The 15139-nt window shown below is 62.5% G+C and carries 14 protein-coding genes; 10 read left to right on the forward strand and 4 right to left on the reverse strand.

Going from position 1 to position 15139, the window contains the following annotated elements:
- The first annotated feature begins 2 nt into the window (after nt 1-2).
- From ASD64_RS08885 to ASD64_RS08895, 3 genes are all read left to right on the forward strand, one after another.
- The gene (locus ASD64_RS08885) at nt 3-3482 is read left to right on the forward strand and encodes an indolepyruvate ferredoxin oxidoreductase family protein (RefSeq protein WP_056103847.1); all 3480 of its coding nucleotides are present in this window, start codon (nt 3-5) and stop codon (nt 3480-3482) included.
- Nucleotides 3483-3624: 142 nt separating this feature from the next.
- Nucleotides 3625-5934 carry a putative bifunctional diguanylate cyclase/phosphodiesterase gene (locus ASD64_RS08890; protein WP_056103850.1) on the forward strand — a complete coding sequence of 770 codons (2310 nt, stop codon included), beginning with the start codon at nt 3625-3627 and terminating at the stop codon, nt 5932-5934.
- Nucleotides 5935-6250: 316 nt separating this feature from the next.
- Nucleotides 6251-6985: an N-acyl amino acid synthase FeeM domain-containing protein gene (locus ASD64_RS08895; protein ID WP_082549923.1), complete on the forward strand. Its 735-nt coding sequence runs from the start codon at nt 6251-6253 to the stop codon at nt 6983-6985.
- 45 nt (nt 6986-7030) lie between these two features.
- Here ASD64_RS08895 and ASD64_RS08900 read toward each other — a convergent pair whose 3' ends face one another.
- The 3 genes from ASD64_RS08900 to hrcA form a co-directional block, all read right to left on the reverse strand.
- On the reverse strand, nt 7031-8389 hold the full coding sequence (locus ASD64_RS08900) for a PQQ-dependent sugar dehydrogenase (protein WP_056104971.1): 1359 nt from the start codon (nt 8387-8389) through the stop codon (nt 7031-7033).
- 73 nt (nt 8390-8462) lie between these two features.
- Nucleotides 8463-8660, reverse strand: a complete 198-nt coding sequence (locus ASD64_RS08905; RefSeq protein ID WP_056104973.1) for a hypothetical protein — start codon at nt 8658-8660, stop codon at nt 8463-8465.
- A gap of 54 nt (nt 8661-8714) precedes the next feature.
- Nucleotides 8715-9800 carry a heat-inducible transcriptional repressor HrcA gene (gene hrcA, locus ASD64_RS08910; RefSeq protein WP_056103855.1) on the reverse strand — a complete coding sequence of 362 codons (1086 nt, stop codon included), beginning with the start codon at nt 9798-9800 and terminating at the stop codon, nt 8715-8717.
- A gap of 147 nt (nt 9801-9947) precedes the next feature.
- Here hrcA and rph point away from each other — a divergent pair, with 147 nt between their 5' ends.
- Genes rph through ASD64_RS08935 form a run of 5 tightly spaced genes read left to right on the forward strand, consistent with a single transcriptional unit; the run spans nt 9948 to nt 13375 of the window.
- Nucleotides 9948-10664, forward strand: a complete 717-nt coding sequence (rph, locus tag ASD64_RS08915; protein WP_056103858.1) for a ribonuclease PH — start codon at nt 9948-9950, stop codon at nt 10662-10664.
- A gap of 19 nt (nt 10665-10683) precedes the next feature.
- Nucleotides 10684-11094, forward strand: coding sequence for a VOC family protein (locus tag ASD64_RS08920; protein ID WP_056103860.1), 411 nt, complete (start codon nt 10684-10686; stop codon nt 11092-11094).
- Nucleotides 11094-11741, forward strand: coding sequence for an RdgB/HAM1 family non-canonical purine NTP pyrophosphatase (gene rdgB / locus ASD64_RS08925; protein WP_056103863.1), 648 nt, complete (start codon nt 11094-11096; stop codon nt 11739-11741). Before ASD64_RS08920 ends, rdgB begins: the two co-directional genes overlap by 1 nt.
- 2 nt (nt 11742-11743) lie before the next feature.
- On the forward strand, nt 11744-12901 hold the full coding sequence (gene hemW / locus ASD64_RS08930; protein WP_056103866.1) for a radical SAM family heme chaperone HemW: 1158 nt from the start codon (nt 11744-11746) through the stop codon (nt 12899-12901).
- 39 nt (nt 12902-12940) lie between these two features.
- On the forward strand, nt 12941-13375 hold the full coding sequence (locus ASD64_RS08935; protein WP_056103869.1) for an EamA family transporter: 435 nt from the start codon (nt 12941-12943) through the stop codon (nt 13373-13375).
- 76 nt (nt 13376-13451) lie between these two features.
- On the opposite strand, the gene ASD64_RS08940 is transcribed toward ASD64_RS08935, so the two are convergent.
- Nucleotides 13452-13625: a hypothetical protein gene (locus ASD64_RS08940; protein ID WP_156460083.1), complete on the reverse strand. Its 174-nt coding sequence runs from the start codon at nt 13623-13625 to the stop codon at nt 13452-13454.
- A gap of 147 nt (nt 13626-13772) precedes the next feature.
- On the opposite strand from ASD64_RS08940, the gene rsmI reads away from it, so the two are divergent.
- Both rsmI and ASD64_RS08950 read left to right on the forward strand, forming a co-directional pair.
- The gene (gene rsmI / locus ASD64_RS08945) at nt 13773-14669 is read left to right on the forward strand and encodes a 16S rRNA (cytidine(1402)-2'-O)-methyltransferase (RefSeq protein WP_056103876.1); all 897 of its coding nucleotides are present in this window, start codon (nt 13773-13775) and stop codon (nt 14667-14669) included.
- On the forward strand, nt 14662-15039 hold the full coding sequence (locus ASD64_RS08950; RefSeq protein ID WP_056103879.1) for a YraN family protein: 378 nt from the start codon (nt 14662-14664) through the stop codon (nt 15037-15039). Before rsmI ends, ASD64_RS08950 begins: the two co-directional genes overlap by 8 nt.
- The last annotated feature ends 100 nt before the right edge of the window (nt 15040-15139 follow it).

Genomic DNA, 15139 nt, shown 5'->3' on the forward strand with positions numbered 1-15139 from the left:
TGATGACGCTGCATGCCGTCGCGCTCGACGACAAATTCGACCTTGCCAAGGAGCGCGTCTTCCTCTCCGGCGCGCAGGCTGTGGTTCGCATGCTGCTCATGCAGCGCGAGCGCGACCGCATGGCCGGCCTGAACACGGCAGGCTTCATTTCGGGGTATCGCGGCTCGCCGCTGGGCGGCCTCGACCAGCAATTGTGGAAGGCGAAGAGCCAGCTTGCCGGCTCCGGCATCGTCTTCCAGCCAGGCCTCAATGAAGAACTCGCCGCCACCGCCTGCTGGGGCGCGCAGCAGACGGAACTGCTTGGCGAAGGCAAGTATGACGGCGTCTTTTCGGTCTGGTACGGCAAAGGGCCGGGCGTCGACCGCACCGGCGACGTGTTCCGTCACGCCAACCTTGCCGGCACTTCGAAAAATGGCGGCGTGCTGGCCCTGATGGGCGACGACCACATGGCCGAATCGTCCACCAACGCCCATGCCACCGAGTTCGCCTTCGTCGACGCCATGATCCCGGTGTTCAATCCCGCCGGCGTGCAGGAACTGATCGACTACGGCCTTTACGGCTTTGCCCTGTCGCGCTTTGCCGGCACCTGGGCGGCGATCAAATGCGTCAAGGACAATATCGAATCGACGGCGTCGGTCGATGCCTCGCTCGGTCATCTCGGCATCGTCATTCCCGAATTCGACATGCCGCCGGGGGGTCTCGGCATCCGCCACGAAATCAACATGCTCGGCCAGGAGGAGCGCCTGTTCGAGCACAAGCGCGCCGCTGCCGCCGCTTTCATCCGCGCCAACAAATTGAACCGCATCGTCTATTCCGGCGGCCGGCAGCCGAAGCTCGGCATCGTCACCGTCGGCAAGAGCTATCTCGACGTGCGCCAGGCGCTGGAAGATATTGGCATCGACGAGGCAGCCGCCAACCGCATTGGTATCAGGCTGTTCAAGGTCGGCTGTCCCTGGCCGCTCGATTTCGAGCACATCGCCGATTTCGCGCGCGGCCTCGACACGGTTGTCGTGGTTGAGGAAAAGCGTTCGCTGATCGAGGTGCAACTGCGCGAAGGCCTCTACGGCAGCGCCATCCAGCCGAGGATCGTCGGCAAGAAGGACGAGCGCGGCGACTGGCTGTTCCCGGCCAAGGGCGCGCTCGACCCCAACGACATCGCCATTGCGCTGGGCGAACGCATCCTCATGACGATCGGGCCGTCGGAAGAGATTGCGGCGCGGGTCGCCAATCTGCGCCAGTTCCAGGCGATGTTGGCCGATACCAAGGATGTCGGTTCGCGCACGCCTTATTTCTGCTCGGGCTGCCCGCACAATTCCTCGACCAAGGTGCCGGAAGGCTCGCTCGCCGCTGCCGGCATCGGCTGCCACTTCATGGCATTGTGGATGGACCGCTCCACGGTCGGCTTCACGCAGATGGGCGGCGAGGGCGCGCAATGGGTCGGCCAGGCGCCGTTCTCCACGCGCGACCATATTTTCCAGAATCTCGGCGACGGCACCTACAATCACTCGGGCGCGCTGGCCGTCCGCTTTGCCCGTTCGAGCGGCGTCAACATCACCTACAAGATCCTCTACAACGATGCCGTCGCCATGACCGGGGGGCAGCCGCATGACGGCGGCCTGACCGTCGATGCCATCGCAAGGCAGGTGCGTGCCGAAGGCGTCGAGCGCATTGCGGTGGTCACCGACGAGCCGGACAAATATGCCGGCCGCACCGAATTCCCTTCAGGCACGACCATCCATCATCGCGAGGAACTGGACCGGGTCCAGCGCGATCTGCGCGAAGTGAAAGGCGTCTCGGTCCTGCTCTACGACCAGACCTGCGCCGCCGAGAAACGCCGCCGCCGCAAGCGCGGCGCGTTCCCCGACCCCGACAAGCGCATCTTCATCAACGAACTGGTCTGCGAAGGTTGCGGCGATTGCGGCGTCGCCTCCAACTGCGTCTCCGTGCAGCCGGTCGAGACCGAGTTCGGACGCAAGCGCCGCATCGATCAATCCTCCTGCAACAAGGATTTCTCCTGCGTCGACGGCTTCTGCCCGTCCTTCGTCACCGTTCATGGCGCGAAGATCAAGAAGGCGGCAGGGCTTGCCGGAGCTGCCGACCCGCTGGAGGGCGTGCCAGAGCCCTCACCTTTCCCGCTGGGTCGAGACGGCTGGGCGGCGGTCATTGACGGTGTCGGCGGCACCGGCGTCGTCACCATCGGCGCCATTCTCGGCATGGCCGCGCATCTGGAGGGCAAGGGTTGCGGCATGATCGACATGGCCGGCCTTGCCCAGAAGGGCGGTGCCGTGTTCACCCATGTCCGCATCGCGCCCGGCCCGGCTGACATCCATGCCATCCGCGTCTCCGCCGGCAAGGCCGATCTGGTCCTCGGCTGCGACCTCGTCGTCTCGGGCGCAAAAAAGGTGCTGGCCTCGGTGCGTGAGGGCCACACGCTTTTCCTCGCCAACACCGCCGAGATCATGCCGGGCGATTTCACCCGTTCGGCGGATTTCTTCCTGCCGGTCGAGCGGCTGAAGAAAGCCATCCGGTCGGCAGCCGGCGACGACAAGACGCACTTGGTCGATGCGACCAGCACCGCCACCGTGCTGTTCGGCAATTCTCTCGGTGCCAACATGTTCATGCTCGGCTTCGCCTTCCAGCATGGCGGCCTGCCGCTGTCTGCGGAAGCGGTCGAGAAGGCGATAGAACTCAACGGCGAGGCTGTCGCCATGAATGTCGCCGCGTTCCGCTGGGGACGCCGGGCGGCTCACGATCCCGCCTTCGTGCGCGATCTGGTTGAAAGCAAGGGCAAGGCGCGGTCTGAACAGTCGGCGGCCCAAACGCTGGATGAGGTCATCGCGCGCCGAGTCGAATTCCTCACTGCCTATCAGAACGCCGCCTATGCTAGCCGTTACGCCGACAGGGTTGCGGCTGTGCGTGCTGCCGAAACGAAAACCGCGCCGGGTTCCACGATGGTGACGGAAGCCGTGGCCCGCAACCTGTTCAAGCTGATGGCGGTCAAGGACGAATACGAAGTCGCGCGCCTTTATACGGACAGCTCCTTCGCCCGCCAACTGGCCAGCCAGTTCGGCAGCTACGACCGGCTGGAATTCCATCTGGCACCGCCGATCCTCGGCCGGCGCGACGCTGAGGGCCGCCCACGCAAATCCAGTTTTGGCCCCTGGATGATGACCGGGTTTCGGCTCCTGGCTGCCCTGAAAGGCTTGCGCGGCACCATGTTCGACGCGTTTGGCTATACGGCCGAGCGGCGGCTTGAGCAGCAATTGTTGGCGGATTACGAGAAGGATATGGACACTGTCGTGAGCCGGCTGGAGCCCGGCCGTCTTGAAGCCGCCGCAGCCCTTGTCTCGGTGCCGGCTCTCATCCGCGGTTATGGCCACGTCAAGCATGCGTCCATCGAAAGGGCTGCAGGTGAGAGGGCTCGCCTTGTCGCCAGGCTCGAGGGACAACTCGTCCAGCCGCAACTTCAGGCTGCAGAATGATCGATACTTCTTGTTTACCTGAAGCGAAGATTGTTGAGTTTTGGTGCGTTTCGTGCCGATCAGAAACCCTTGAAGGCCGTGTCTCTAAAGGTTTTTTAAGGCGGATCGTGGCATGACTGCGTTTCGTGCGGCGGCGTAGGCCATGAACGTAGACAAACCCGACGACATATCTGAGGACGTATATCTGGGCTTCGTTCGCTCGTTGTTTGACAACGCGAGCCTTCTGTTCGTTGCGGCGTTTTCTCAGGCAGTCATCGGCAGTCTGGTCTACTGGAAGACGTCTGCCACCATCTACCTCGTGCTCACGATCCTGATGGTGGTCGTTACTCTGGGCAGATATTACGCCATTCAAAGGGTGCGGCCTGAAACCATCGATACCTACCAGTCCGCACTGGAATGGGAGCGCTACTACCTGATCGCCGGGACCATCCATGGTTCGGTGGTCGGCTTTTTCGCCTTCACCAGCCTCTATATCGCGCCCGATCTGTTTGGCGAGATAGCCGCCATATCCATGGTGCTGGCGAGCGCCATCACCATCGCAGGCAGGAATTTCGGCTCGCGCAAGATGGTGGTCATCCTGACCGTTTCCGTCATTGCGCCGATTGCCGCCGGCCTGATGCTGAAGGGTGATTTCTACAATTTCATCCTCGGCCTGTTCATCGTCCCCTTCATCTTCACCATCAACACGATGGCGCGGATCGTGCGTACGGTGCTCTTCGCCGCCATCAGCCAGGAGAAGAAGGCAACGCGCCTGGCCCAGCGTTTCAACCGCGCGCTGAACACCATGTCGCACGGCCTCATCATGCTCGGCCCCGACGGGAGCGTGGTGGTTGCCAACGCCGAGGCGGCCCACCTGATGTCCCTGAAATCACCGGATCTGTTGCTGGGGCGAACGGTTCATTCCTTGCTCATGCGCGGCGTGGCCGGCGGCATGCTGACGGTGAAGGACTGTCAATATGTAGAAGCGCAACTGACCAGGGCCTTGCGCGAGGGCAGGGACCGCAAGGTCCTTGTCGGCTTTTCGAACGGGCAGCACTATGAATTCTCGGCGCGGGAAGGCAGCCTGGAACTCGGTGTCATCACCTTCGAGGATGTCACCGCCCGCGTGGAGGCCGAAGAGCGTATCCGCTTCATGGCGCGCTATGACAGCCTGACCGGACTCATCAATCGCGCCTATTTCCACGAACTGGCCGAGGAATGCATGTCGTCGGGCAACAAGGAACGCTATTGCGCCCTTGCCGCCATCGACCTCGACGACTTCAAGAGCGTCAACGATACGCTGGGCCATCCCGTTGGCGACGGGTTGATCTACGCGATCGCCGAACGGCTTACTGCCTTTTCCGCACCCGGCATCAAGGTCAGCCGCTTCGGCGGCGACGAATTCATGATCTTCTTCGACCGCATCGAGAGCGAGAGCGATCTTGCGAGCCTGCTCGACGACATCTTCGCCAGCCTGCAAGGCGAGGTCGACGTTGCCGGCCACGTCCTGCGCATCCAGGCCAGTGCAGGCGCGGTGATGGCGCGCGTGGAAAGCAGCGATATCGACGAGATGATCGTCAAGGCGGATCTAGCCCTCTACAAGGCCAAGGAACTGGGCAAGAACGGCTGGCGCATGTTCGAGTCCGCCATGGATGCCGCCTTCCGCAACCGGCAGATGATGAAAGCCGATCTGCGCAGTGCGGTGGAAGCCGCCAGCTTGCGCGTCGTCTACCAGCCGATCGTCGCCATGACCACCATGCGCATTGCCGGCTGCGAGGCGCTCTGCCGCTGGGATCACCCGGAACTCGGCCCGATTTCGCCCAGCGTCTTCATTCCGCTGGCCGAGGAAATGGGCATCATATCCGAGATCAGCACTTTCGTTCTCAATGCGGCTTGTGCGGAATGCGCCAAGTGGCCGGAACACACCAACGTGTCGGTCAATCTGTCGGCGCGCGATTTCCGCAACCGCAATGTCATCCACAAGGTGCGCGATGCGCTGGTCGGTTCCGGCCTTGCCCCGCATCGGCTGGAGGTCGAGGTTACTGAAACCGCGCTGCTCGACGACAAATCCGCCACCCGCGAACTCATTCAGGAACTGAAGGCACTCGGTGTGCGCATCGCGCTCGACGATTTCGGCACCGGCTACTCCAGTCTCAGCTATCTGCACAAACTGCCGCTCGACAAGGTCAAGATCGACCGCTCGTTCCTTGCCGATCTGACGTCTGAATCGAGTTCTTTGGTCCTGCTCAAGGGCATTGTCGATTTGACGCGTACTCTGGGGCTGACGGTCACCATCGAGGGTGTCGAAAACTTCGAGCAGCTGAAAGTCCTGATGCAATCGATCCATCCGGACCTCGTGCAGGGCTTCCTGTTCGGCTCGGCTCTGACCGCGACAGGCATCGAAACCATGTCGACGACGGTCTGGCCTTTCGCCCGCGAGTTGCGATCCGCGAGCCAACGCGCAATCAACTGACGTCAGGCGATCCGGCTGCTATTGCCGGCCAGTCGAACGAGTCCGGCGATTGCCGAGACGGCTTTGACCGGCTTTCGCGCCGAACCCTTCAGCCGAAAACCAGGGCCATTTGCCTGCCTAGCTGATCCCTCTTTTTCGGGGCTGCAGCATTCCACGGATCACCGGACGATTGTTAACCTTAACATAATGTAAATGACTTGAGGCTAATTTTCCCTTTTTACGAAGCTCCACCATCGGCTAGCTTGAAAAGCGCGGTGGACAGAGAGGGGATGACATGTCGGCTACGGCGACCGAGGATGTAGTACGGGTTCAAGATGTGTACTCTGGGCCTACAAAGATATCTTCTTTTTCTAGAAATATATCGGATTTACTCGAACACATTGAATATAGAAGGTGCGAGAGCGGGGAAGATCTTGAGGCGATATATCGCCTTCGGTACAAGGCCTATTACCTCAACGGCTTTCTTCCCGAAACGCGCGAACAGAAAATGTCGGACGACTTCGACGAAACCTCGAACAGCTACAAGTTCGGCGTGTTCATCGACGACAATCTGGTTTGCACGGTCCGTATTCACCATCTGAGCCCGGAAGAGCCCTATGCGCCGGCCATGACCACGTTCGGCGACGTGCTGAAGCCCCGCCTGGATCGCGGCGAAAGCTTCATCAACCCCACGCTTCTTGCCGCCGATCCAGAACTCGTCGCTTCCTACAAGGCCCTGCCTTATGTGACGTTACGGCTGGGTCTGCTGGCCAGCGTGCACTTCGACGCAACTGCCTGCATCGGCGTCATCCGCGAGGAGCATACGGCCTTCTACCGCAGGGTTTTCGGAGCGATTCAGGTGGGAGAGCCGCGCCCCTATCCGCCTTTCACCGTGCCCGTCATGCTCTATGACGCCAATGTCGCTGCCAACCGCAACTGGATCCTGCGGCGCTTTCCGTTCTTCCATTCCGCTGCGGCCGAGCGGCGCATGCTGTTTGCGAAGCCGCGCAAGGGCGAACTCGCGCCCTTGACCATCCTGCCGACGGCCAAATATTTCCACGACGCAGCGTGATGGGCAGCGCGGGACGCGCGAAATCCTGGCCTTGATATTTTCTGCTTACGGCGTGTTGCCCTTGTAGGTAACACGCCAGATGGTGCCGCTGCCGTCTTCGCTGACGATCAGCGAGCCGTCCTTGGCGACCGCGACGCCGACAGGCCGGCCCCATGCCTGAGCGTCGGAGATGACGAATCCGGTCATGAAATCCTCGTATTCGCCCGTCGGCTTGCCGTTCTCGAAGATCAGCCGCACGACCTTGTAGCCGGTGCGGATGCCGCGGTTCCATGAGCCGTGCAGCGTCACGAAGGCGTCGCCCTTGAAGTCTGGCGGAAATTGCGCGCCCTCGTAGAACGAGATGCCGAGCGGCGCCGAATGGGCCTGGAACAAAACGTCCGGCACCGTCACGTGATCGGCAAGATCGCGGCGGGCGCCCGTATGGCGGGGGTCCTCGTGATTGCCGATATAGTACCAGGGCCAGCCGTAGAAAGCGCCGTCCTTCACGCTTGTCGCAAAATCGAAAGGCACGTTGTCGCCGAGCCCGTCGCGCTCGTTGACGGCGCACCACAGCGCGCCGGTCGCCGGTTGGACGCTCATGCCAGAGCAGTTACGCAGACCTGTGGCGAGGATGCGACCGTTGCCGCCGTCCGCGTCGAAGGCAAGCACCGCGGCCCGGTTCTCCTCACTGCCCCAGGCCGCGCCCAGCGGTTGCTGCTCTGCCCATGCCTCGACGCCGCCAGCGGGTTGCCGTCCGGCGCTTTCAGCCACATTCGAGGCGGAGCCGACCGATACGTAAAGCGTAGTGCCGTCAGGGGAAAAGGCGAGGTCTCGGGTCCAGTGGCCACCGCTCGGCAGACGCTGCACCACCACTTCAGGTTCGGCGGAAGCTTCGAGGTCGCCCGCATTGTAAGGGAAGCGCACCACGCTGTCTGAATTGGCGACGTAGATCCATGCGGGCTTCTCGGCAGGATGGAAGGCAATGCCGTAGGGTTGGTTGAGTTCCCTAGCAAAGATCGCCTGCTCGACCGGTTCGGCGCTGCCGTTGCCGAGACGGTAGACCCTGATCCGGTTGGCGCGCGAATCCGCCACGAAGATGTCGCCGTTGGGCGCCACCCGCACGGTGCGCGGATTTCGGATGCCCGATGCGATCAGTTCCGCCGCAAAGCCGGGAGGCAGTTGCGGCTTGGCGTCCGCTGGCATCAAGGCCCGGTCGGCGCCGTTCGAGACCGATTCCGTTGCAAAGGGAACTTGCAGGTCGTCGGGCGTGATATGCCGCCTTACGCCCGGTCTGTCGGCATGCCAATCGCCAAAGGCGGCCTCGCCTTTGAGGGCGCTGCCGGTTTGCTGCTGGGCAAAAGCCGGTGTCGCCAGCAACAACAAGGGGAGGGCTAGTGCGGCCGCAAGCTTCAATCGTTCCTCCATCAGTGATGGCGAAACGTAGGAGAGCGAACGCCGTTCCGCATCACACGTCGATGTGAACGGCATTGATTGAGGATCAGGCCTCGCCGCCGCTGAATTCCTCGTCGAGGCGTCGTTCCAATTCGACCAGGTCGGCCGGCAGCGGCATGCCCATGGCGCGCAGTTCCCTCAGCTTTTCCCGCAACTGTTCCTGCGTTTCGCGCCGATCCTCGGGCTGGTTGACCATCTGCTCCAACAGCAGGCTGATCCTGGCCTTGATCTCTTCCAGTGCCATTTTTGTCTCCTTGGTCGGCATCGCGGTGGTACCGCTCAAGACCGGGGGCAGTGATCAGCGTAGCAGACGCGAAATAAGCTGCGCTGTATAGTCGACCATCGGCACGATACGGGCATAGTTGAGGCGCGTCGGGCCGATCACGCCGAGCGCGCCCACCACACGTGCGTCCTTGTCGCGATAGGGAGCCACCACCAGCGACGATCCGGACAGAGAAAACAGCTTGTTTTCCGAGCCGATGAAGATGCGCACGCCCGGCCCCTGTTCCGCCATGTCGAGCAGTTGGATCAGCCCGTCCTGGGTTTCGAGGTCGTCGAACAGGTGTTTGAGCAGGTCGAGATCGGCTTGCGCGGTGACGTTTTCCAAAAGGTTGGCCCTGCCGCGCACGATCAGGCGCGCCGGCAGTCCGGTTTCCGAGCCGGCCCACAGGGCAAGACCCTTTTCCACCAGATCCTGCGACAGCGAATCGAGCGCCGCCCGTGTCTCGTCTTTGATCCGGGTAATCTCGGTGCGCACTTCAACCAGAGTGCGGCCACGGATATGGGCGTTGAGGAAGTTCGAGGCCTCGTGCAATTGCGAGACGGTGACGCCGGCCGGCAGTTCGATGACCCGGTTTTCGACGTCGCCATTCTGCGACACCAGCACGGTCAGCGCCTTGGTCGGCTCGAGTTGGATGAACTCTATGTGCTTCAGCGCTGTCTCGTTCTTCGCGGCCAGGACCAGTCCGGCGCCGCGCGAAACGCCCGACAACATCTGGCTGGCTTCCGTCAGCATGTGCTCCAGCGAGGCTTCGCTGCCGGAGGCCTTGATCTGGGCCTCGATGCTGCGGCGTTCCTCGTCGGAAAGGTCGCCAAGCTCCATGAAGGCATCGACGAAGAATCGCAGGCCCGCCTGCGTCGGCAGGCGGCCGGCGGAAATATGAGGCGCATAGACGAGGCCAAGGTGCTCCAGATCGCTCATCACGTTGCGGATCGTTGCCGGCGACAGCGACGAAGGCAGGATGCGCGACAGGCTGCGTGAGCCGACCGGCTCGCCGTCCTTGAGATAGGACTCGACAATGCGCCGGAAAATATCGCGTGAACGTACGTCCAGCGATTGGAACGCTGGCGAATGCAGGGTCGGATCGGCAATTGGCTTCGTCATCTCCAGCTTCCTTACCGTAGCCTCCGGGTCCAAGGATATAGACTTGGGTCGGGCGAGTGCAAGCCGGGGCATTTTCCTTTGCGCCCTGCTCTCCATGAGGCTACAAGCCCGCCAGATATCCCTGACAATCACCAGAAAGAGGCCCGAATGCGCCCCTCCAAACGCCAGCCCGACGAAATGCGCGCCATCTCCTTCGAACGCGGCGTCTCGAAGCACGCCGAAGGCTCTTGCCTGGTCAAGTTCGGCGACACGCATGTGTTGTGCACCGCCAGCCTTGAAGAGCGAGTTCCGGGCTGGATGCGCAATTCGGGCAAGGGCTGGGTGACGGCGGAATATGGCATGCTGCCGCGTTCCACCGGCGATCGCATGCGCCGCGAAGCATCCGCCGGCAAGCAGGGCGGCCGTACGCTGGAAATCCAGCGCCTCATTGGCCGCTCGCTGCGCGCCGTCGTCGATCTGCAGGCGTTGGGCGAACAGCAGATCACCGTCGATTGCGATGTGCTGCAGGCCGATGGCGGCACCCGCACCGCCTCCATCACCGGCGGCTGGGTTGCTCTTTACGACTGCCTGCGCTGGATGGAAGCGCGCCAGATGGCAAGCATCCAGCGTGTGCTGAAGGATCACGTCGCCGCCATTTCCTGCGGCATCCATGATGGCCAACCGGTCATCGATCTCGACTATCTGGAGGATTCGTCGGCCGGCACCGACGCCAATTTCGTCATGACCGGCAAGGGCGGCATCGTCGAAATCCAGGGCACGGCGGAAGGCGAGCCGTTTTCGGAAGCGCAGTTCGCCGAACTCATGGGGCTGGCCAAGAAGGGCATTGCGCGCCTCGTCAGCCTGCAGCAGATGGCGGTGGCGTAAGGTCACCGACGGAAAGAAGATGCAGCCTGCGTCCATCCTCGAATCGGCCCTCTACGTCACCGACCTCGACGCGGCGGAAGCCTTCTATGGCGCCGTCCTTGGTCTTGAGCGCATTGCCAGGGTCGAGGGCAGGCACGTCTTCTTCCGCTGCGGGACCGGTGTGGTCCTGCTGTTCAACGCCGAGGCGACGAAAGTGCCGCCGACTGCTGGCGCGCGTCTGCCTGTACCGCCGCACGGTACAACCGGCCAAGGCCATCTGTGCTTTGCCGCCCATGCCGATGAAATCGAGCGCTGGTGCGCGCATCTGAAGGAAAGCCAGGTGGAAATCGAAGCCGACTTCCACTGGCCGTCCGGTGGCCGCTCCATCTACTTTCGCGATCCGTCCGGCAATTCTCTGGAATTCGCCGAACCGAAAATCTGGAACCTGTGATGCATTCTCTCGACGGGAAAAAGATCGTTATTGCCAGCCACAATGCCGGCAAGCTGCGCGAATTCGCCGATCTTATGGGCCCGTTCGGTTTCGAGGCGAAATCGGCCAAGGACTATGGCTTGCCCGAGCCGGACGAAACCGGCACCACCTTCGAGGAGAACGCCTACATCAAGGCCTTTGCCGCCGCCAGCGCCATTGGCCTGCCGGCGCTCTCCGACGATTCCGGTCTGTGCGTCGACGCGCTGGATGGCGCGCCGGGCGTCTATACCGCCAACTGGGCGGAATTGCCGGATGGCAGGCGCGATTTCGGCATGGCCATGCAGCGCACCGAAGTGGCGATGCAGGAAGTCGGCGCGAAAGAAACGGGCCAACGCACCGGGCGCTTCGTTGCCGTCATCTGCCTTGCGTTTCCCGATGGGCAGGCCGAGTATTACCGCGGAGAGGTGGAAGGCCGGCTTGTGTGGCCGCCGCGCGGCGAGCTTGGCTTCGGCTACGATCCCGTGTTCCTTCCCGATGGCTTCGGCAAGACGTTCGGTGAAATGACGGCCGAGGAGAAGCACGGCTGGAAGCCGGGTGATGCGTCGGCGCTTTCGCACCGCGCTCGTGCCTTCCAGAAATTCGCGCGAGCGAGGTTGGACGTCGCCTGATCATGCTGCTTGACCGCAATCCCGGCTTCGGGGTCTACATCCACTGGCCCTTCTGCGCGGCCAAATGCCCTTACTGCGACTTCAACAGCCATGTCCGCCATCAGCCGGTGGATCAGGAGCGCTTTGCCAGGGCTTTCGCCACCGAGCTTGCCACCATGCGCGCTCGTACCGGCCCGCGCGAAGTCACCTCGATCTTCCTCGGCGGCGGCACGCCCTCACTGATGAAACCGGAAACGGTCGGTGCCGTACTGGAAGCGGTGGCGAAGAACTGGACGGTGCCTTCTGGCATCGAGGTGACGCTGGAAGCCAATCCGTCCTCGGTCGAGGCCGAGCGGTTTCGCGGCTATCGCGCCGCCGGCGTCAACCGCGTATCGCTTGGCGTACAGGCGCTGAACGACACCGATCTGCGCTTCCTCGGCCGGCTGCACAATGTGGCTGAAGCCTTGCATGCCATCGGCTTGGCGCGTGAAATCTTCCCGCGGCTGTCTTTCGACCTCATCTATGCCCGGCCCGGCCAGAGACTGGATGCCTGGGCGGCGGAACTGGAGGAAGCGATCGGCTACGCTGCCGACCATCTGTCGCTCTACCAGCTTACCATCGAGGAGGGCACGCCCTTCTTCAAACTGCATGAGGCTCACAAGTTCGAGATTCCCGATGCCGATCATGCAGCCGACCTTTATGCACTCACCCAGGAGATCACGACCGCATGTGGTCTGCCGGCCTACGAAATCTCCAACCACGCCCGGCCCGGAGCCGAGAGCCGCCACAACCTGACCTATTGGCGCTATGGCGAATATGTCGGCGTCGGCCCCGGTGCGCATGGCCGTTTCGTGGAAGGTGGTACACGCATCGTCACCATCGCCGAGAAGATGCCGGAGACCTGGGCCGGTCTTGTCGAGCAGAAGGGCCACGGCATCGTCGATGGCGAGGTCCTGCACCGTTCGGAAGAGGCCGACGAATTCCTTTTGATGGGATTGCGCCTTGTGGAAGGCATCGATCTGGCCCGCTACGAGCGCCTGTCAGGGCGCGGCCTGTCTTCGACCCGCCTGTCGATCCTGCAGGAGGAGGGGCTGGTCGCCTCGATCGGCAATTCGCGCTTGCGCGCCACGCCCTCCGGCATGATCGTACTCGATGCACTGGTGGCCGATCTGGCCCGGTAGATCGGTTTCCGCGCTGCCGACATCCGGGGAGTGTTTGCGATGAACGTATCGGATAGTTGGCAATTCTGGGCGGTGCTATCCGCCGTTTTTGCAGCGCTGACGGCAATCTTCGCCAAGGTCGGCGTCGAAACCGTCAATTCCGATTTCGCCACCTTCATCCGCACCGTTGTGATCCTGGCCGTTCTCGCAGCGATCCTCTTGGCAACCGGTCAGTTTCAGCCGCTCGCTTCGATCTCATCGAAAACTTACGCGTTTCTGGCGCTGTCGGGTCTGGCGACGGGCGCGTCATGGTTATGCTACTTCCGCGCGCTGAAACTGGGGCAGGCCGCTGAGGTCGCGCCGATCGACAAGCTAAGCGTTGTGCTTGTTGCGGTGTTTGGCGTTGTCTTTCTCGGAGAACGCCTGACCGGCACGAACTGGCTTGGCGTCGGCCTTATCGCCGTTGGCGCTGTACTGGTTGCCTATCGGGTGTGATGGGGGGGCGTCGTTTCGGGCGCTCTTCGTTTCGATCCGGGACATGAAGACATCGAAGCGGTTAGGCATCGTTCGATCAGCGCTCCGTCACTTTGCCGGCACGTTTGGCCTGTTGCCGCTTCTTGTACGCGACCCGTAACCATTTGAGCTTGTCGTCGCCATTGGCGGCGGATTGGTTGTTTTCCGCGGCAAAGCGCTTGCGCCCGGCATAGTAGGGCTCGAAAGCGTCTTGGATTTTCAGGCTGTCCATCGTGTCCTCCATAGGGAATCGATGTCTAAATCCATGGTCGCCGGTTTCGTTCCGCACTGTGGCAAAGACATGGCGGTGAGGATGGAAAATTGTGGGTTTTGCAACAAGCGCCAAGCCGTGCCAAACAGAGGCTGGCGAGGGTTTGAAATGGCCGGCGAGACGAAAAGACATAGCTATGTGATCGGTTCGGCCGAAGTCCCGGTCCGGCCATTGCAGCCGGCGCTTTATCTGGTCGCTACGCCGATCGGCAATCTGGGCGACATCACGCTGCGGGCGCTGGAAACGCTGGCCGCTGCCGATATTCTCGCTTGCGAGGATACGCGCGTTTCGCGCGTCTTGCTCGACCGCTACGGCATCCGCCGGCGCACCACCGCCTATCACGAGCACAACGCAGCGGAAGCGGGGCCGAGGCTCATCGAGGCGCTGGACGCCGGTCAAAGCGTGGCGCTGATTTCCGATGCCGGCACGCCGCTGGTTTCCGATCCCGGCTACCGGCTGGTCGGCGAGGCGTTGGAACGCGGCCTGCGCGTCGTGCCGATTCCCGGGCCGTCTGCGGTGCTTGCAGCGCTTACGGCCTCCGGCCTGCCATCCGACGCTTTCATGTTCGCAGGCTTCCTGCCCGTGAAAACCGGCCAGAAACGCACCCGCCTCGAAGAGTTGCGCGCCGTGCCGGCGACCCTGATCTTCTTCGAATCGCCGCGCCGGCTGGCTGATACGCTTGTCTCGATGGCCGAAACGCTGGGCGGCGCCCGCAAGGCTGCCATCGGCCGCGAGCTTACCAAGGCATTCGAGGAAATGCGGCTGGGATCGCTGCAGGAATTGGCGGATCACTATGCCGCCGCCGACACGCCGAAGGGCGAGATCGTCATCTGCGTCGGCCCGCCGGACGCCGAGAACCGGACGCCTGCCGACATCGACAGCCTGCTTCTGTCCCTGGCCGCCGAATTACCGGCTTCCAAGGCTGCAGCCGAGGCGGCGAAGATGACCGGGACCAGCAAGCAGGATTTGTATCGCCGCCTGCTGGAACTGAAAGCGAATGGCTGACGCCACAAAGGCCAGGCGCCGCAAGGCCTATCGGCGCGGCCATCACGGTGAAACGCTGGCCTCGCTGGCGCTGATGCTGAAAGGCTACCGCATCCTTGCCCGCCGCTATCGTACCAAACTGGGCGAGATCGACCTTATCGCCCGGCGCGGCGACCTGATCCTCATCGTCGAGGTCAAGGCGCGGCGTTCGCTGGTCGAGGCCATGGAAGCCATAGCTCTCGAATCCGAGCGCCGCATAGAAGGTGCCGCCGACCTGTGGCTTGCACGCCAGCCGGACTACGGCCGGCTCTCGGTGCGCTTCGACATGGTCGCGATACTGCCGTGGCGCTGGCCCGTCCATGTAGAGAATATTTTCCAAGGCAGGAGTTGAGGCCGCACGTCAGGCGGTTGTATCGGGAGAAATCGATGTTGCGGGCTTGAAACCGGCGCCTGAGCCGTTTATCGGCGGGCCGCCGGTGGTTTTCATCGGC

The sequence above is a fragment of the Mesorhizobium sp. Root157 genome (assembly GCF_001427385.1).
In the GTDB taxonomy this organism is placed as follows: Bacteria; Pseudomonadota; Alphaproteobacteria; order Rhizobiales; family Rhizobiaceae; genus Mesorhizobium.